Source organism: Gammaproteobacteria bacterium (assembly GCA_030949385.1).
Taxonomy (GTDB): Bacteria; Pseudomonadota; Gammaproteobacteria; order JAUZRS01; family JAUZRS01; genus JAUZRS01.
On record JAUZSP010000001.1, the window covers coordinates 209493 to 224348 of the forward strand.

At 52.0% G+C, this 14856-nt stretch carries 15 protein-coding genes; 13 read left to right on the forward strand and 2 right to left on the reverse strand.

Translation table 11 applies throughout. The annotated features are described in order from the left end of the window. Positions 1–54: 54 nt before the first annotated feature. The 8 genes from Q9O24_00970 to Q9O24_01005 all read left to right on the forward strand — a co-directional run bounded on the left by Q9O24_00970 (position 55) and on the right by Q9O24_01005 (position 8222). On the forward strand, positions 55–2157 hold the full coding sequence (locus Q9O24_00970; GenBank protein MDQ7073745.1) for a thioredoxin domain-containing protein: 2103 nt from the start codon (positions 55–57) through the stop codon (positions 2155–2157). 104 nt (positions 2158–2261) lie between these two features. Further along, positions 2262–2537 carry a hypothetical protein gene (locus tag Q9O24_00975; protein MDQ7073746.1) on the forward strand — a complete coding sequence of 92 codons (276 nt, stop codon included), beginning with the start codon at positions 2262–2264 and terminating at the stop codon, positions 2535–2537. 12 nt (positions 2538–2549) lie between these two features. Then, positions 2550–3290, forward strand: a complete 741-nt coding sequence (locus tag Q9O24_00980) for a choice-of-anchor H family protein (protein MDQ7073747.1) — start codon at positions 2550–2552, stop codon at positions 3288–3290. Further along, the gene (locus Q9O24_00985) at positions 3287–3448 is read left to right on the forward strand and encodes a hypothetical protein (GenBank protein MDQ7073748.1); all 162 of its coding nucleotides are present in this window, start codon (positions 3287–3289) and stop codon (positions 3446–3448) included. The genes Q9O24_00980 and Q9O24_00985 overlap by 4 nt, the downstream gene beginning before the upstream one ends. A 7-nt stretch (positions 3449–3455) precedes the next feature. Next, entirely contained in the window at positions 3456–3734 is a 279-nt protein-coding gene (locus tag Q9O24_00990; GenBank protein MDQ7073749.1) for a DUF1640 domain-containing protein, read from the forward strand. 171 nt (positions 3735–3905) lie between these two features. After that, entirely contained in the window at positions 3906–6263 is a 2358-nt protein-coding gene (locus tag Q9O24_00995; protein MDQ7073750.1) for an efflux RND transporter permease subunit, read from the forward strand. Continuing rightward, the gene (locus Q9O24_01000) at positions 6260–7045 is read left to right on the forward strand and encodes an outer membrane lipoprotein-sorting protein (GenBank protein ID MDQ7073751.1); all 786 of its coding nucleotides are present in this window, start codon (positions 6260–6262) and stop codon (positions 7043–7045) included. Before Q9O24_00995 ends, Q9O24_01000 begins: the two co-directional genes overlap by 4 nt. A gap of 199 nt (positions 7046–7244) precedes the next feature. After that, entirely contained in the window at positions 7245–8222 is a 978-nt protein-coding gene (locus tag Q9O24_01005) for a hypothetical protein (protein MDQ7073752.1), read from the forward strand. Positions 8223–8298: 76 nt separating this feature from the next. Here the strand turns inward: Q9O24_01005 and Q9O24_01010 are convergent, their stop codons facing one another. Continuing rightward, on the reverse strand, positions 8299–9315 hold the full coding sequence (locus tag Q9O24_01010) for a hypothetical protein (GenBank protein ID MDQ7073753.1): 1017 nt from the start codon (positions 9313–9315) through the stop codon (positions 8299–8301). A 154-nt stretch (positions 9316–9469) separates the two neighbouring features. Here Q9O24_01010 and Q9O24_01015 point away from each other — a divergent pair, with 154 nt between their 5' ends. Both Q9O24_01015 and lpxB read left to right on the forward strand, forming a co-directional pair. Then, entirely contained in the window at positions 9470–10555 is a 1086-nt protein-coding gene (locus tag Q9O24_01015) for a DegT/DnrJ/EryC1/StrS family aminotransferase (GenBank protein MDQ7073754.1), read from the forward strand. After that, a complete protein-coding gene (gene lpxB / locus Q9O24_01020) occupies positions 10552–11694 on the forward strand; it encodes a lipid-A-disaccharide synthase (protein MDQ7073755.1) in 1143 nt (380 codons plus the stop codon). The genes Q9O24_01015 and lpxB overlap by 4 nt, the downstream gene beginning before the upstream one ends. Before the next feature lie 2 nt (positions 11695–11696). Here the strand turns inward: lpxB and Q9O24_01025 are convergent, their stop codons facing one another. Beyond that, the gene (locus Q9O24_01025) at positions 11697–12320 is read right to left on the reverse strand and encodes an L-threonylcarbamoyladenylate synthase (protein ID MDQ7073756.1); all 624 of its coding nucleotides are present in this window, start codon (positions 12318–12320) and stop codon (positions 11697–11699) included. 164 nt (positions 12321–12484) lie between these two features. On the opposite strand from Q9O24_01025, the gene Q9O24_01030 reads away from it, so the two are divergent. Genes Q9O24_01030 through Q9O24_01040 form a run of 3 tightly spaced genes read left to right on the forward strand, consistent with a single transcriptional unit; the run spans position 12485 to position 14340 of the window. Continuing rightward, positions 12485–13192, forward strand: coding sequence for a septation protein A (locus tag Q9O24_01030; GenBank protein ID MDQ7073757.1), 708 nt, complete (start codon positions 12485–12487; stop codon positions 13190–13192). Then, a complete protein-coding gene (locus Q9O24_01035) occupies positions 13193–13495 on the forward strand; it encodes a YciI family protein (GenBank protein ID MDQ7073758.1) in 303 nt (100 codons plus the stop codon). Between the two features lie 38 nt (positions 13496–13533). Then, positions 13534–14340 carry a peptidylprolyl isomerase gene (locus Q9O24_01040; protein MDQ7073759.1) on the forward strand — a complete coding sequence of 269 codons (807 nt, stop codon included), beginning with the start codon at positions 13534–13536 and terminating at the stop codon, positions 14338–14340. Positions 14341–14856: the final 516 nt, after the last annotated feature.

Sequence of the window (14856 nt, forward strand, 5' to 3'; positions counted from 1 at the left end):
AGCTTACACAAATTGGTTACAAAACGCTCACTTTTTAGCCGCCAAAGGAGTCTCATGCCAAGCTCAAACCGCCCCACTCTGCCCGATGCCCAGACCCTAAAAACCCTACCCGAAGACGGTGGTGAAAACTGGAATCGTCTGGTATTTGAAGCCAGCCCTTATCTGCTGCAACACGCCGCCAACCCCGTTGATTGGCACCCGTGGGGCGATGCCGCCTTTGACAAAGCGCGCACTGAAGACAAATTGGTTTTCCTCTCCGTCGGTTACGCCACCTGCCACTGGTGCCATGTGATGGAACACGAATCCTTTGAAGATGACGAAGTAGCCGCGCTGATCAATCAACACTGCATCGCCATCAAAGTGGATCGAGAAGAGCGCCCCGACATCGACCAGATCTACATGAGCGCCTGCCAAGCGATGACGGGCCAAGGCGGCTGGCCACTGAACTGTTTTTTAACCGCTGACGGTCACCCGCTGTTTGCCGGTACCTATTTTCCCAAGCACAACCGCTATCGGCGCATCGGCATGATGGAACTGCTGCCCAAAATAGCCCACGCTTGGCAGCAAGATCGTCAAGAAACGCTCAAAAAAGCCCTTAATTTCACCCAACAATTGCAACAAAAAACAGCAGACCAAGGTGGCAGCCTCTCACCCCAACTGCTGCAAAACGCCTTTCAACAACTGAAAAATAACTACGACCCCGAGCTGGGCGGTTTTGGTCACGCGCCCAAATTTCCCTCACCACACCAATACCTCTTTCTGCTGCGGTACTCGCAGCGCAATGACGAACCTGCCGCACTGGCGATGGTAGAAAAAAGCCTCACCGCCATGCGTCTGGGTGGCCTGTTTGATCAAATTGGTTTGGGGTTTCATCGTTACAGCACCGACGACCAATGGTTACTGCCCCATTTTGAAAAAATGCTCTACGACCAAGCGATGCTGATGCTTGCCTACAGCGAAACCTACGCCGCCACCCACACCCCCTTCTATCAGAACGTGAGTGAAGAAATCTTAAGTTACCTGATGCAGCGAATGCAGCACCCCGAAGGCGGTTTTTACAGCGCCGAAGACGCTGACAGCGAAGGCGAAGAAGGCAAGTTTTACATCTGGAATACAGCCGAATTACAAGAGTGCCTCAACGACGACGAACGAAACTGGTTTAAAACCACCTTTCAAATCAACACCGAAGGCAACTTTCTCGACGAAAGCAGCCGACAGAAAAACGGCAACAACATTCCCCACCTACGTCAACCCTTGAGCGAAGCGGATCAGCAGCGCTGGCAGCCGCTGCGAGAAAAACTCTACCAACAACGACAAAAACGCATCCCGCCGCTGAAAGACGACAAAATCCTCACCGACTGGAACGGTTTGATGATCGCCGCCTTGGCACGTTCCTCGGTGCTGCTTGGCGAGCCACGGTTTTTACAACAGGCGGAAAAGGCCTTTGCCTTTGTTTTAAACCACCTCAGCCACGCCGACGGCCAGCTGAAAAAACGCTTCCGCAACGATCAAGCTGGGCTGCCCGCTCATCTGGACGACTACGCTTTTATGATCTGGGCCGCGCTGGAGCTGCATCAAGCCAGCCTCAACAGCGACCACCTAACGCACGCGCTGCGCTGGCAAGAGATTGCCTTAGAGCAATTTTGGGATAACGAACACGGTGGTTTTTTTGTCACCAGCGCAAAAAGCACCTTGGTGATGCGCCCCAAAGCGTTGCACGATGGCGCGATTCCCAGCGGCAATTCGGTCATGGCGCATAATCTGGCCACCTTGTACCACCTCAGCGGCGAGGAAAAATGGCAGGGTTATTTAGAACAACTGCAACAATCCGCCGCTCAAGAGCTGAACCGCTACCCCGCCGGTCACGCCTTTCTGCTCACCGCCCACGATCTTTACCAAGGGCCAACGCAAACCGTAGTGCTCAGTGGCCAGCAGATCGACCCCGAACTGCTAAAACCGCTGAAAAAAACATTTCTGCCTCACACACTCTGCTTGGCCGTTGAGCAAAACAACCAACAACAGATGCACGATTTTGCCCCCTTCACTCAACAACAGATTTTGGCAAAAGAGACCACACTTTACCTCTGTCAGGGTTTTGCTTGTGAAACACCGCTGCAAGGAGATGACAACATCACGGAGCGCTTAAAACAACTGTAAAGTCCAAACACAGCGACCCAATCCATTCAGCCCCCGTTCAGCTACGTCTCTGCATACTATTCTCAATGTAAGCAACAACGAAAAACAGAGACGGAGTTCACCTAATGAAAATTAAAATCTTGTTACTCACCGCCAGCCTGAGCCTAATGGCCTTACCCATTAACGGCCAAGCCCACCAACTGCACTCAGACCATCATCAATATCAGCATCGCCATGCCGATCACTCGCCATTCCAGATCATTATTGAGCCGTTTTTTTATCTACCCCAGATTCATTACGGCCATCATTACAACCGACACAACTACCGGCAGCATAAAAAACAGCACAACGGCCATCGTCGCCAGCACCGTCAACACAACCCTCGTCCTCGTCACCATTAGGAACAGGCCGCTATGAAAGCCATCACGCTAAAACTGATCTCCCTTCTGCTGCTGAGCATCAGCTTCAATGGCTGGAGCAGCGAAACAACCTCAGAACGGCAAAGCAAATCCATCGGCAGCCTGCAATCAGAAGCACTGCCGGACGCACGTTTTGCTTTGGAGTTGATGACGGCGGAAACACAGCCCAGCCTGAAACAGCACGGCAAACGTCTGCAACCGAAAAAACAGCAGCGTAATCATCTGCTCAATCCACAGATTTTCCATGTCTTTGATGCACAGGTTTATCTGGAAGTAGATGACGACTTCGACGGTTTTTATCACAACTTCAGCCTCACCTTTGATGCCGATGTCAGTTTCGGCTCGGCTCCCGTCTACGCGGAGCTGTACCTCAGCTACGAAGGCGGCCCGTGGAATCACTACTTCACCACCGAGGTATTTCAGATCAACAACAGCAGCGTCTTTGACAATTACGAAGTGGTGACCGAGCTCACAGACGGTTATCTTCCCGGCCATTACGATCTGCTCATCGACCTCTACGATGCCACTTGGGATGAATTAGTGACCAGCTACAGTGCTCTGGATGATGCCAACCTACTCGCCATTCCACTGGAAGATCGCAGTTACGACAGCCCAACCTTTTACGACACGGGCTACAGCAGCTACAGTTACGGCAGTGGCAACTTGCCTATCGGCTTGATTTTGTTATTGGCGGCTTTAGTTGCTCTGCGCCAACATCAGGAGAAAACAGCATGAAATTATTCACCCTCATCACCTTGCTCAGCATTATGTTACTCAGCAGCGGCTGTCACCGCCTTCTTAAACCTCATCACGGTTACGGTCATGGCCACGGACATCACACCCAATCTCATCCACAATCGCAAAGTTACGGTCATCGTACGACTCGGCATTGAGACTGCCTTGACGGAAATTTATCTCCCCGTTACCCTTAGCAGCATGAGCACCGTCACTTTTGATACCCTAAAATTTGCCCATCGTCTTAAAGATGCGGGCATATCCGAACAGCACGCCGAAGCGGAAGCAGCCGCTCTCGCTGAGCTATTTTCCGAGACCGTCGAATCCCAACTCTCCACCAAAGCCGATATTCATCGAGTAGAAAAAGAACTGATGCTGATCAAGTGGATGGTCGGTTTGGTGATCGTGGTGGAAATCGCCCCACTGCTGACAAGCCTGTTATAAGCCCCATCCCTCGCCACACATCAAGTCGCCTTTGCATTACCTACACGAGATTAAAACTGAGTAACCTTAGCTCTCTCCTCTCCATCCAAAAATCACCCCTTCGGGTGATAGCCCATCACTCTTTTTTAGCCTAAAATTCCTGCTTCGTCATCGCGCAAACAGGAACAGATTATGGACGCTTTTGAACGTCACTTCGCCAACTGGGTCATCGCCCAACGTTGGTGGATTTTGCTCGCCACTCTGCTGATCGTCATCGCCACCGGTACCGGCATTGGCCAGCTCTCCTTTAACAACGACAACCGCGTTTATTTCAGCAAACAAAATCCGCAACTGCTCGCCTTGGAAGCATTAGAAAACACCTTCAGCGAAAACGAAAACGTGCTGATTGCAGTGGCTCCCAAAGACGGCAACGTCTTTACCCGCAGCACCTTGCAAGCGGTACAAGAGATCACCGAACGCGCCTGGTTCACTCCTTACTCCAGCCGTGTTGGCTCACTGAGCAATTTTCAACACAGCTACAGTGAAAGCGACGACCTGATCGTCGAAGATCTGTACCAAAACCCGCAGGATCTGAGCGACGCAGAGATCGAGCGCATCAAACAGATCGCCCTCTCAGAACCGCTGCTGGTAAAAAACCTGATCTCTGTTGACGGCTCCGTCACCGCCATCAACATCAATGTGCTGAAACCGAAAAAATCCAAAACCGCCATAGCAGAAATTGCCAGCTTCACCCGCCAACTGAAAACAGAAATCGAAGCCAAATACCCCGACATCACTCTGCACCTCGCCGGAGGCATCATGTTTGGCAACGCCTTCCAAGAGGTGAGCCAAGAGGATGGCGCAACCCTGCTGCCCTTGATGTACGGCATTTTGCTCATCACCATGGCATTGCTGTTGCGCAGCGTTTGGGGCACTTTTGCCACCCTGATTATCATCGCCATCTCCTCCTCCACCGCCTTGGGGTTAACGGGTTGGCTGGGCATCTCCCTTTCTGCCAGCTCCGTTAACGCACCAACGGTAATTTTGACTCTGGCGGTGGCCGACTGCATTCACATCTTGACCTCCTTCGCCGTGGCGATGCGCAAAGGGCTGACAAAACAAGCGGCCATTGTCGAGTCGGTGCGGATCAATTTTCAGCCGCTGATTTTGACCTCCCTCACCACCGCCATCGGTTTTTTGAGCATGAATTTCTCCGATGCACCGCCCTTCCGTGATCTGGGTAATATTGTGGCGATGGGGGTAATGGCTGCGATGATTTTTGCCCTCTTAACCCTGCCCTCCTTGATGGCGGTGTTGCCGATGAAAGTGAAAAAAAGCAACGACCGAGGCAGTAATAGCATTGATAGCGTCGCCAATTTTGTCATCAAGCGGCGCAAAGTACTGCTGCCCGTCAGCCTAATCGTGGTTTTGATCAGCATGGTGGGCATGAGCCGCATCGAGCTGGATGACAACTTTATCGAATATTTCGATCAGCGTTATGAGATCCGCCAATCCGCCGACTTTATCCGCGATAATCTGGCGGGGATGGACACCATCGAATACGCCCTCGATTCCGGTGAATCCAGCGGCATCAACAGCCCCGCCTATCTGGCCAAAATCGAAGAATTCGCCAACTGGTATCGTCAACAGCCTTACGTCACCCACGTCACTGTGCTGACGGACATCATCAAACGATTGAATAAAAACCTGCATAACGACGACCCTGCGTTTTACAAAATCCCTGAAAACCGTGAATTGGCCGCGCAATATCTGCTGATGTACGAAATGAGCCTGCCTTACGGCTTGGATCTCAACGACCAAATCAATGTGGATAAATCCTCCACCCGTATGATCGTACTGGTCAACGGTGCCAGCTCGAAACAGATCCGCGAAACCGATGCACATGCCCGTGCGTGGTTGGCGCAATACGCCCCCAAAACCATGCAGACCCACGGTGCCAGTATCTCGATGATGTTCAGCAACATCAGCAAAACCAATATTGATCAGATGTTGAGTGGCACCTTGATCGCGCTAATGATGATCTCTTTGCTGCTGATCGCCGCCCTGAAAAGCCTGCGCCTCGGGCTGCTCAGTTTGGTACCAAATCTATTCCCCGCTCTGATGACCTTTGGCATCTGGGGCTTTTTTGTCGGTGAAGTGGGTCTAACGGTGGCCATTGTTGGCACCCTGACCCTCGGCATCGTAGTGGATGACACGGTGCATTTTCTGAGCAAATACCAACGCGCCCGCACCGAATTGGGCAAAAACGCCGAAGAGGCGGTACGTTATGCTTTTCACACCGTCGGACGTGCTTTGGTTATCACCACAGTAGTCTTGGTGCTGGGCTTCTCCACCCTGATTTTGTCGGGCTTTAAACTCAACGCCGACATGGGCATCCTCACGGCAATGGCCATCAGCATTGCGCTGATCTTGGATGTCTTCTGCTTGCCGCCACTGCTGATGCTGCTCGATCGCAGTGATAAAAAACACCAAAACAGCACCAAAAACAGCTCAACCCAAACACCACAAACCTCAGGAGCGACCCTATGAAACTCTCACCTTTGATCTTCAGCACCCTGCTGCTCTGTAGCCCACTGACTGCCTTTAGCCAAAGCGCCGAAGAGCGCGGTCTGGAGATCGCTCAAGAGGCTGATCAACGCGACAACGGCTTTCAAGACGTGATCGTCGATCTGGAAATGGAGCTGAGCAACCGCCACGGCCAAAAAAGCATCCGCCGGATCAAAACCAAAACCCTAGAGGTAAAGGGCGATGGCGATAAAGCCATGAGCATTTTCAGCGAACCCCGCGATGTCAAAGGCACCGCCATGCTCACCTACACCCACAAAACGAAAAGCGACGAACAGTGGCTCTATCTTCCTGCATTGAAGCGGATCAAACGCATCAGCTCCAGTAATAAATCCGGCCCGTTTATGGGCAGCGAATTTGCCTACGAAGACCTCGCCAGCCAAGAGGTGGAAAAGTACCAACACAAATGGCTGCGAGACGAAAACCTTAACGGCGTTGAAACCTACGTGCTGGAACGCACCCCAGTGGACAAAAAATCCGGTTATCGCCGTCATGTGGTTTGGCTCGATAAAGAACATTACCGAATGCAGAAAACGGACTTTTACGACCGCAAAAACAGCCTGATAAAAACCCTCACCGCCAGCGGTTATCAACTCTATCTGGACACCTTCTGGCGCGCCGATGAGTTGCAGATGAAAAACCACCAAAGCGGCAAAAGCACTCTCCTGCACTTTAGCAACTACCGTTTTAAAACCGGCCTAAAAGCCAAAGATTTCAGCCGCAACAGCCTCAAACGAGCCAGATAACATATGAACAGATGGCAAAAAACCGGCGTGCTGCTGCTCGGCTGCTTAATATTGAACAGCGCACAGGGGGGAGTGGTTTGGTCAAGTTGGCCTTGAGCAACGGCTCTTTTTTGATACGCCCCAGTTCGCCGCCCAGGATCAGCACAACAATTCACTTTATCTGCAACCGCACTTCAGCAGCCCTGTTGGTGACAACGGCTTGCTGGACTTCAGTGCCTTTGTCCGCCTTGACAGCAGCGACGAAAATCGCAGCCACGCCGACCTGCGCGAACTGCTCTACAGTTGGAGCGGTGAATCCGTCGAGCTAAAAGCGGGGGTGGGCAAAGTCTTTTGGGGGGTCACAGAAGCGGTGCATCTGGTGGACATCATCAATCAGACCGACACGCTGGAATCGCTGCGCGGCGATGCCAAGTTAGGTCAACCCATGTTAGCCCTTTCTCTGGAACGCGATTGGGGGCTGCTGGATGCGTACCTTCTGCCGGGTTTTCGAGAGCGCACCTTTGCCGGTGAAAAGGGACGGCTGCGCGCCGAACCACCCATAAGCGAGCAAGCGCGTTATCAGAGCAGTGATGGCGATCAACACCTCGACTACGCCCTGCGTTATTCGCACAGCCTCGACGACTGGGAGCTGGCGCTCTCTTATTTCAACGGCACCGACCGAGCACCGCAATTTTTGCCCCAGTTCAGCCCCACGGGTCTAAGCCTGACACCCTATTACGCTCAACTCCAGCAGGTGGGTTTAGAGGTGCAGTGGGTGCGAGAGGCGTGGTTGTGGAAGCTCGAAGCGGTGCAGCGCCAACAAGATCAAGGCGACAGCCACGCCAGCGCGCTGGGATTCGAGTACAGTTATTACGGTCTATTCGAGAGTGCAACGGATCTGACTCTGATCAGTGAGTGGTTGCAAGACAGCCGTAAGCAAAGTCTGTTTGCCAATGACCTGATGGCCGGAGTGCGTCTGACCCTCAACGACGAAGCCAGTAGCCAACTGCTCTTTTTGCTCACGCACGATCTGGACAACGGCGAAGCCCTCCTGACCTTGCAAGGTTCACGGCGCTTAGGCGAAGCCTTCACCCTTTCCCTTGAGGGCAGTGGGTTTATTAATCTGGATAAAGGCAGCCCACTGTACAGTTTGCGTCGTGATGATGTTGTCAGTGCGGCTTTGGCTTGGCATTTTTAACGCGCCACTCAAAAAAATCACCACCTTTAATGAACTCCTCATCCCGTTGGGTTGCGGCCTTTGGCCTTAACCCAACCTACTTCAGCGCCGGAAAACAGGCTCGGACTGATTCAGGATAAAACGGCAAAACCCACTCACGACAACGGTGCCAAAAGGCCGACAACACCAGCAGACCGCCGCCAATGGTCAAGGCCGCAAAAGCAAAACTCAAACTCACCACACCGTATTCTCTCAACAACAAGGTGATGGCGTACAGCACATAGACCAAGGCCGAGACCATCAACGCCCGGCGATCAATGGAGATCGACACCAGCGCAATCAACAGATACAACAGCCCCACCGACAACGCCTGTAGCACACCGCCCTCCTGCTCCAACACCCCAAGCAAGGCAAAAACAGGGTGAACCAACAACGGCGCAGCGGCCAGATGCAGCCAAAACGCCACATCGGAACGGCGCGTCTGACGCAGCGTATCAGACCTATCCCACTGCATGGCCAAGATAAACAGCAGCAGACCGGCAACAAATACCAGCAACAACAGGATGTTTTTCAGCTCAGGAAAGAGCACCAGCAGAAAAAACAGCGCCGCACCCACCAAGGTCACCGCCCCCGCTGCCACGGTGATTGGCACCTGAAAACGTCGCCAATGTAACCACGCTGCCAACGCGCCCGCCAAACAACTGAGCAGCGCCACCAGCGGCGAATCATTGCCCTCAGACCACGCCAAGCTGGCCAAAAACAGCAACGCCGTCATGGAAACACCGCCCACAAAAGTCAGCAGCAAGACAATGGAGGGCAGCGCCATGCGCCGAACACGGATAAAATACTCCGCCAAACCCCAAGCGGTGGCCGCCGCCAACATCGCTCCCAACCACGACTCCACCTCACTGCCGATCCAGCCCACCGACACCAGCATCAACAGACACGCAATAACGACAAAAAAGTCATTGAAACCCCCAATGAGTCGAAACTGCTCCTCATCCACCGCGCTGCTGCTGCGCTGCTGATCCATCTGCTGGCGAAACGCCGCCACCGCATCGCGGCTGAAAATGCCCGCTTGCACCGCTGAATTTAGATCATCGTCGTTGTACATCTGTTACTCCTCTGTTTAAATCCACGACCCATAATCAGGGCGAACACACGATTCGCCCCTCACGTCGATGTATAACATCCCTTAACATTTGAAACCCACCCCCAGATCAGCGAGAATAAGCCCAATTTTTGCCAGCCATCCCCTAGGAGCGCAGATGATTCCCATGGTAGACCTCAAGGGCCAGTACCTTGCGATCAAAGACGAGATCGACAGCAACATTCAAGGCGTGCTGGAGAGCAGTCACTTTATCCTCGGCCCCAACGTGCACGCCTTTGAAAAAGAGGCCGCCGATTATCTCAAGGTCAAACACGCCATCGGCTGCGCTTCCGGCACCGACGCTCTGCATCTGGCACTGGCGGCGCTGGGCATTCAAGCCGGTGACGAAGTGATCACCAGCACCTTTACCTTTATCGCCACCGCCGAGGCGATCTGCTATTTGGGAGCCGTGCCGGTGTTTGTCGACATCGACCCACAGACCTTCAACCTCGACTTAAACCAAGTGGAAGCGGCCATCAGCGATAAAACCCGCGCCCTGCTGCCGGTGCATCTGTTTGGTCAACCCGTCGATATGCAGGCCATCAACACCTTAGCCAGCAAACACGATCTGTTGGTGGTGGAAGATTGCGCCCAATCCTTTGGCGCAGAGATCAACGGTGAGTATACCGGCGCACTCTCAGCAGCGGGCTGTTTTAGCTTCTTCCCGAGCAAAAACCTCGGCTGTTTTGGTGATGGCGGCCTCATCACCACCAACGACAATGCCACCGCCGAACGCCTCAAAGTTCTGCGCAACCACGGCAGCGAAGAGCGTTATCACCACAGCATGATTGGCTACAACAGTCGCCTCGATGAATTGCAAGCGGCCATTTTACGCCCCAAACTGAAACGCATGGACGACTACAACCAAGGTCGCCGCCGAGTGGCCAAAGCCTACGCCGCCGGTCTGGCCGGTCTGCCGCTGGAGATTCCTTTTGAAGACGGCATCGGCACTCACGTCTATCATCAATACACTCTGCTTTCTGACCGCCGTGATGAGATCATGGCCGCCCTGCAAGCGCAGCAGATCTCCTGTGCGGTGTACTACCCCATTCCGCTGCACCAGCAGAGCGTCTTTAACGATCAGCCCAGCCTGCCAGTGAGTGAATCGGTGGCGGCACGTTGCCTCTCACTGCCGGTTTATCCTGAATTGGAACAAGAGAAGATCGAGCGGATCTGCGGCGTAATTCGAGCCAGACTCGCTTGAGCTACAAGGTGATGATCTCCGCCGGAGAAGCCTCTGGCGACCTGCACGCTGCAAATCTATTGGCTGAGCTAAAAGGCTTGGATCTTGAGCTGGAATGTTACGGCATGGGCGGCTCTCTGCTGGCCGCCGAGGGCATGGAGCTGTTGCTCGATTGCCGCGAGCTGTCGGTGGTGGGCCTTGTGGAAGTGCTGTTGCAGTACCGCAAAATCATACGCCACCTCCACAGCTTAGAAAAAGTGCTTGAGGAGCGCCGTCCTGATCTGCTCATCACCGTTGATTATCCGGGCTTTAATCTCAAGCTGGCCAAATTCGCTCGCGACAGAGGCATCAAAGTGATTCACTACATCAGCCCTCAGGTCTGGGCGTGGCGAGCCGGAAGAGTGAAACAGATCGCCGCTGCGGTGGATCACATCGCGGTGCTGTTTCCTTTTGAAGAGGCCATCTACCAGCAAGCGAGCGTGCCGGTTACGTTTGTTGGCCACCCCTTGGTCGATCAGGTCAAAACCGAGCTGACAACTCAACAGGCCAAACAAAAATTTCAGCTCGACAACAGCGATAAAACCATCGGCCTCATGCCAGGCAGTCGTAACAGCGAGATCGAACGGCTGCTGCCGGTGTTGTTAGAAAGCGCCCAATCGCTGCAACAACGCTTTGGCAAACTGAACTTTATTTTACCGCTGGCCAGCAGCATCAAACTCTCTCAATTGAAAAGTCAGATCGAGCAAAGCGGTTTAAAAATACAAGTTGTGCAAAATCAAACTCACGATGCCATCACCGCTTGCGATGCGGTCATCACCGCTTCCGGTACCGCCACACTGGAAATTGCACTGCTCGGCGTGCCGATGGTCATTGTCTATAAGGTGAACGCCCTCAGCTTTGCCATCGCCCGTCGTCTGATGAAAATCCCCTACATTGGCTTGGCCAATATTGTGGCTGGTCAGCGCGTGGTGCAGGAATTTTTACAACAAGATGCCAAAGCCGACCTGATTGCCGATGAGATCGAAAAACTCCTCAGCGATGCGGCTTACCACGCTCAGGTCTGCCAACACCTGAGCAAGATCAAAGCAAAAATGGGGCGCGGTGGTGGTTCCTTAAACATGGCCATGTTAATCAAAACCCAGCTACTCGCCACACCCTAAACTCAATCGAGCAACCACGCCAACTCACCCTTACCCGCTCGCAACAGCTCGGGAGCACCGCTCTCCAAACCCACCACCGTGGTCGGCTCTGGGTCACAGTGACCACCATCAATCACCAGATCCACTTCATGCTCCAACCGCTGACGAATCTCCACTGGATCGGTCATGGGCAACGCTTCGTTAGGCAACAGTAAGGTGCTGCTCATCAACGGCTCACCCAATTCCGTCAACAGTGCTTGAGTCACCTCATGATCGGGGACTCGAATACCAATGGTTTTACGCTTCGGATGCAGCAGCCGCTTAGGCACCTCTTTACTGGCTTTCAAGATATACGTGTAAGGCCCTGGCGTATGGGCTTTTAATAGCCGAAACAGAGAGTTATCCACCTTGGCGTAGGTTGAAATCTCTGCTAAATCTCGACAAACCAAAGTGAAGTTGTGTTTACTGTCCACTTGACGAATACGACGAATACGTTCCACCGCCGATTTATCGCCAATGTGACACCCCAAGGCGTAACAAGAGTCGGTGGGATAGGCGATCACCCCACCTTGCTGAATAATCTTCACCGCCTGCTTCAGCAGTCTTTGCTGCGGATGGGTGGGGTGAATTTCAAAGAACTGGCTCATAAAGGCTTTTCCACGCTGAAAGGGGCGTATTTTGCCCGTAAAGCAGTTCTGTTGCACGATGAACATAGCATTCCCTCCTAAGTTAGAGCGGGTAACGCAATATGCAAACCACATTCTCATCAATTTAAGCTATGATGGGCGGCCATTTTTATGCAGATGTGATCATGAAATTTCTCTACGATTTTTTCCCTATTTTACTTTTTTTCATTGCCTACAAGCTGGAAGGCATCTACACCGCCACCATCGTAGCTATTGTGGCCTCCTGCATTCAGGTTGGCTTTTACTGGCTGCGCCACCGTCGTTTTGAAAACATGCACCTGATCTCCTTTGGCATCATCCTGACCATGGGGACGCTGACTCTGCTGCTGCACGACAAAGCCTTTATTATGTGGAAGCCAACGCTGATCAATTGGCTGTTTGCCGTCGCTTTTTTTGGCAGCCAGTTCATTGGCAAAAAATCCTTAATCCAGCGTATGCTCGGCTCTCAGCTGGAACTGCCAGTGCCCGTTTGGAAGCGCCTCAACGGCCTCTGGATCGGTTTTTTCTTGCTCTCAGGGGCGGCCAATCTCTACTTTGCTCAAGATTACGCCGCTGCCGAACGCGCCCTATTAGCGGCAATGCCAGAGATTCAACAAGCGCAGATCGACAAATTGGAGTGTGAAAGCGGCTATTCCGACACCACACGGAACTTATGCGAAGTGGCACGGGACAAAGAGGCGCTTTGGGTGAACTTCAAACTGTTTGGTCTGCTCGGATTGACCTTTATTTTTATCATCGGCCAAGCCGTTTATCTAACCCGCTACATCGAAGAAGACGCGGAGACCGGCAAAGTAACCCAAAAAAAATCGGCAACCGACAAGGAGATTTCATAAATGCTTTACGCCATCCTCAGCACCGACACAGCAAACAGTTTGGCAAAACGTCTCTCTGCCCGCCCCGCTCATCTGGCACGGCTGCAACGCTTGCAAGAGGCCGGGCGCTTGGTGTTAGCCGGCCCTCATCCCAACATTGACAGCAACGATCCAGGCGAAGCCGGTTTCAGTGGCAGTCTGGTGGTAGCGGAGTTTGACTCCCTCAAAACAGCTCAAAGCTGGGCCGACAGTGACCCCTACCAAGCTGCTGGGGTTTACGCTCAGGTGAGCGTCAAACCGTTTAAACAAGTGTTCCCAAATTAACCTTTACTCATAACAGCACATCAAGGAAACAGAGACTTATGGCCATTTTTCGCCCTTCCCTTATCACCTCATTGTTGCTCAGCGCAACCCTTTCTGCTGGATCAGCCTTGGCGCAGAGCGACGACATCGCCGCCACCGTCAACGGCCACGACATCAGCCAATCCATGGTCAGTTACCAGTTGAGCCAGCAAGCCGCTCAAGGTCAGCGCAGCAACCGTAAACAAGCTCTTGAGCAGTTGATCAATCTGGAGATCTTAAAGCAAGAAGCCAAAAAAACCGGCTTGGATAAAGACGCCAAACTCCAGCTTGAAATCGCCCATCAAACCACAGTGTTAATGGCCAACCACGCCGTGCAAACCCACTTCAAAACGGTCAAAGCCGACGACAGCGAGTTGCAAAAAGAGTACGACAAACAGGTCGCCAAGATTGAAGGCACCGAATTCAAAGCCCGCCATATTTTGGTGAAGAAAAAAGAAGATGCAGATGGCATCATCAAAGATCTGAAAGGCGGTAAAGATTTCGCTGAAATGGCCAAAGAGAAATCCATCGGCCCGAGCAGCACCAAAGGCGGCGATCTCGGTTGGTTCCGCCCCAAAACCATGGTTCCTGCCTTCGCCGCTGCACTGAAAACCATGAAAAAAGGGGAGTACAGCGAGACACCGGTAGAGACTCGTTTTGGCTGGCACATCATCTTATTGGAAGACGTGCGTGACATCCCCAAACCTAAGTTTGAGGATGTTAAGGATCAAATCCGTAAGATCGTCTTGAACAGCAAATTGGCCGAGTATGTGACGGGCTTGCGTAAGGGCAGCACAGTGGTGATTAACAGCGACGATAAGAAATAAGCTCTCTAAAATTAAAGTCAGTGACCTTTCTGACTTTAATTTTTATTACTCCATTCAACCAACATCATCGTTATGCTACAAAGTCACAACACAGCCCTTTTCCCACAGTTTAAGCTTTGGATGACAATTAAATTCATTAAAGTAAGTTAATCCACATCTAATTATGATGCCTATCAACTATTTTCAGTAAAATAGCATAACCACCCCATTCAACAAAAAAACCATAAGAAAACCATAAGAAAACCATAAGAAAACCATGAGAAACTAAATGTAAAAAATAAAAATTTACATACAAAACAATATGTTACATCAACATCTTATTCCATACTATCAGTATGCATAGCACTCTTAAAACCGCACTATAAACAAATAAAAACCAAGATTTTAATTATTTATTTCTGAGGAAATCTTAACTTAGGGCAAAAAATCGGAACCAATCTGAGATTCTTATACCCCAAAAATAACCATCTGTATTTACAAATACTACCTCTGTCGTTAAACTTACTCGGCATCTTC

Bases quoted from the DNA above. Each gene is read 5' to 3' on its own strand.
- Q9O24_01040 (MDQ7073759.1), top strand. From the start codon at position 13,534: ATGGCCATTTTTCGCCCTTCCCTTATCACCTCATTGTTGCTCAGCGCA.
- Q9O24_00980 (MDQ7073747.1), top strand. From the start codon at position 2,550: ATGAAAGCCATCACGCTAAAACTGATCTCCCTTCTGCTGCTGAGCATC.
- Q9O24_01000 (MDQ7073751.1), top strand. From the start codon at position 6,260: ATGAAACTCTCACCTTTGATCTTCAGCACCCTGCTGCTCTGTAGCCCA.
- Q9O24_01015 (MDQ7073754.1), top strand. From the start codon at position 9,470: ATGATTCCCATGGTAGACCTCAAGGGCCAGTACCTTGCGATCAAAGAC.
- Q9O24_01025 (MDQ7073756.1), bottom strand. From the start codon at position 12,320: ATGAGCCAGTTCTTTGAAATTCACCCCACCCATCCGCAGCAAAGACTG.
- Q9O24_00970 (MDQ7073745.1), top strand. From the start codon at position 55: ATGCCAAGCTCAAACCGCCCCACTCTGCCCGATGCCCAGACCCTAAAA.
- Q9O24_01010 (MDQ7073753.1), bottom strand. From the start codon at position 9,315: ATGTACAACGACGATGATCTAAATTCAGCGGTGCAAGCGGGCATTTTC.
- Q9O24_01035 (MDQ7073758.1), top strand. From the start codon at position 13,193: ATGCTTTACGCCATCCTCAGCACCGACACAGCAAACAGTTTGGCAAAA.
- Q9O24_00985 (MDQ7073748.1), top strand. From the start codon at position 3,287: ATGAAATTATTCACCCTCATCACCTTGCTCAGCATTATGTTACTCAGC.
- Q9O24_00995 (MDQ7073750.1), top strand. From the start codon at position 3,906: ATGGACGCTTTTGAACGTCACTTCGCCAACTGGGTCATCGCCCAACGT.
- Q9O24_00975 (MDQ7073746.1), top strand. From the start codon at position 2,262: ATGAAAATTAAAATCTTGTTACTCACCGCCAGCCTGAGCCTAATGGCC.
- Q9O24_01030 (MDQ7073757.1), top strand. From the start codon at position 12,485: ATGAAATTTCTCTACGATTTTTTCCCTATTTTACTTTTTTTCATTGCC.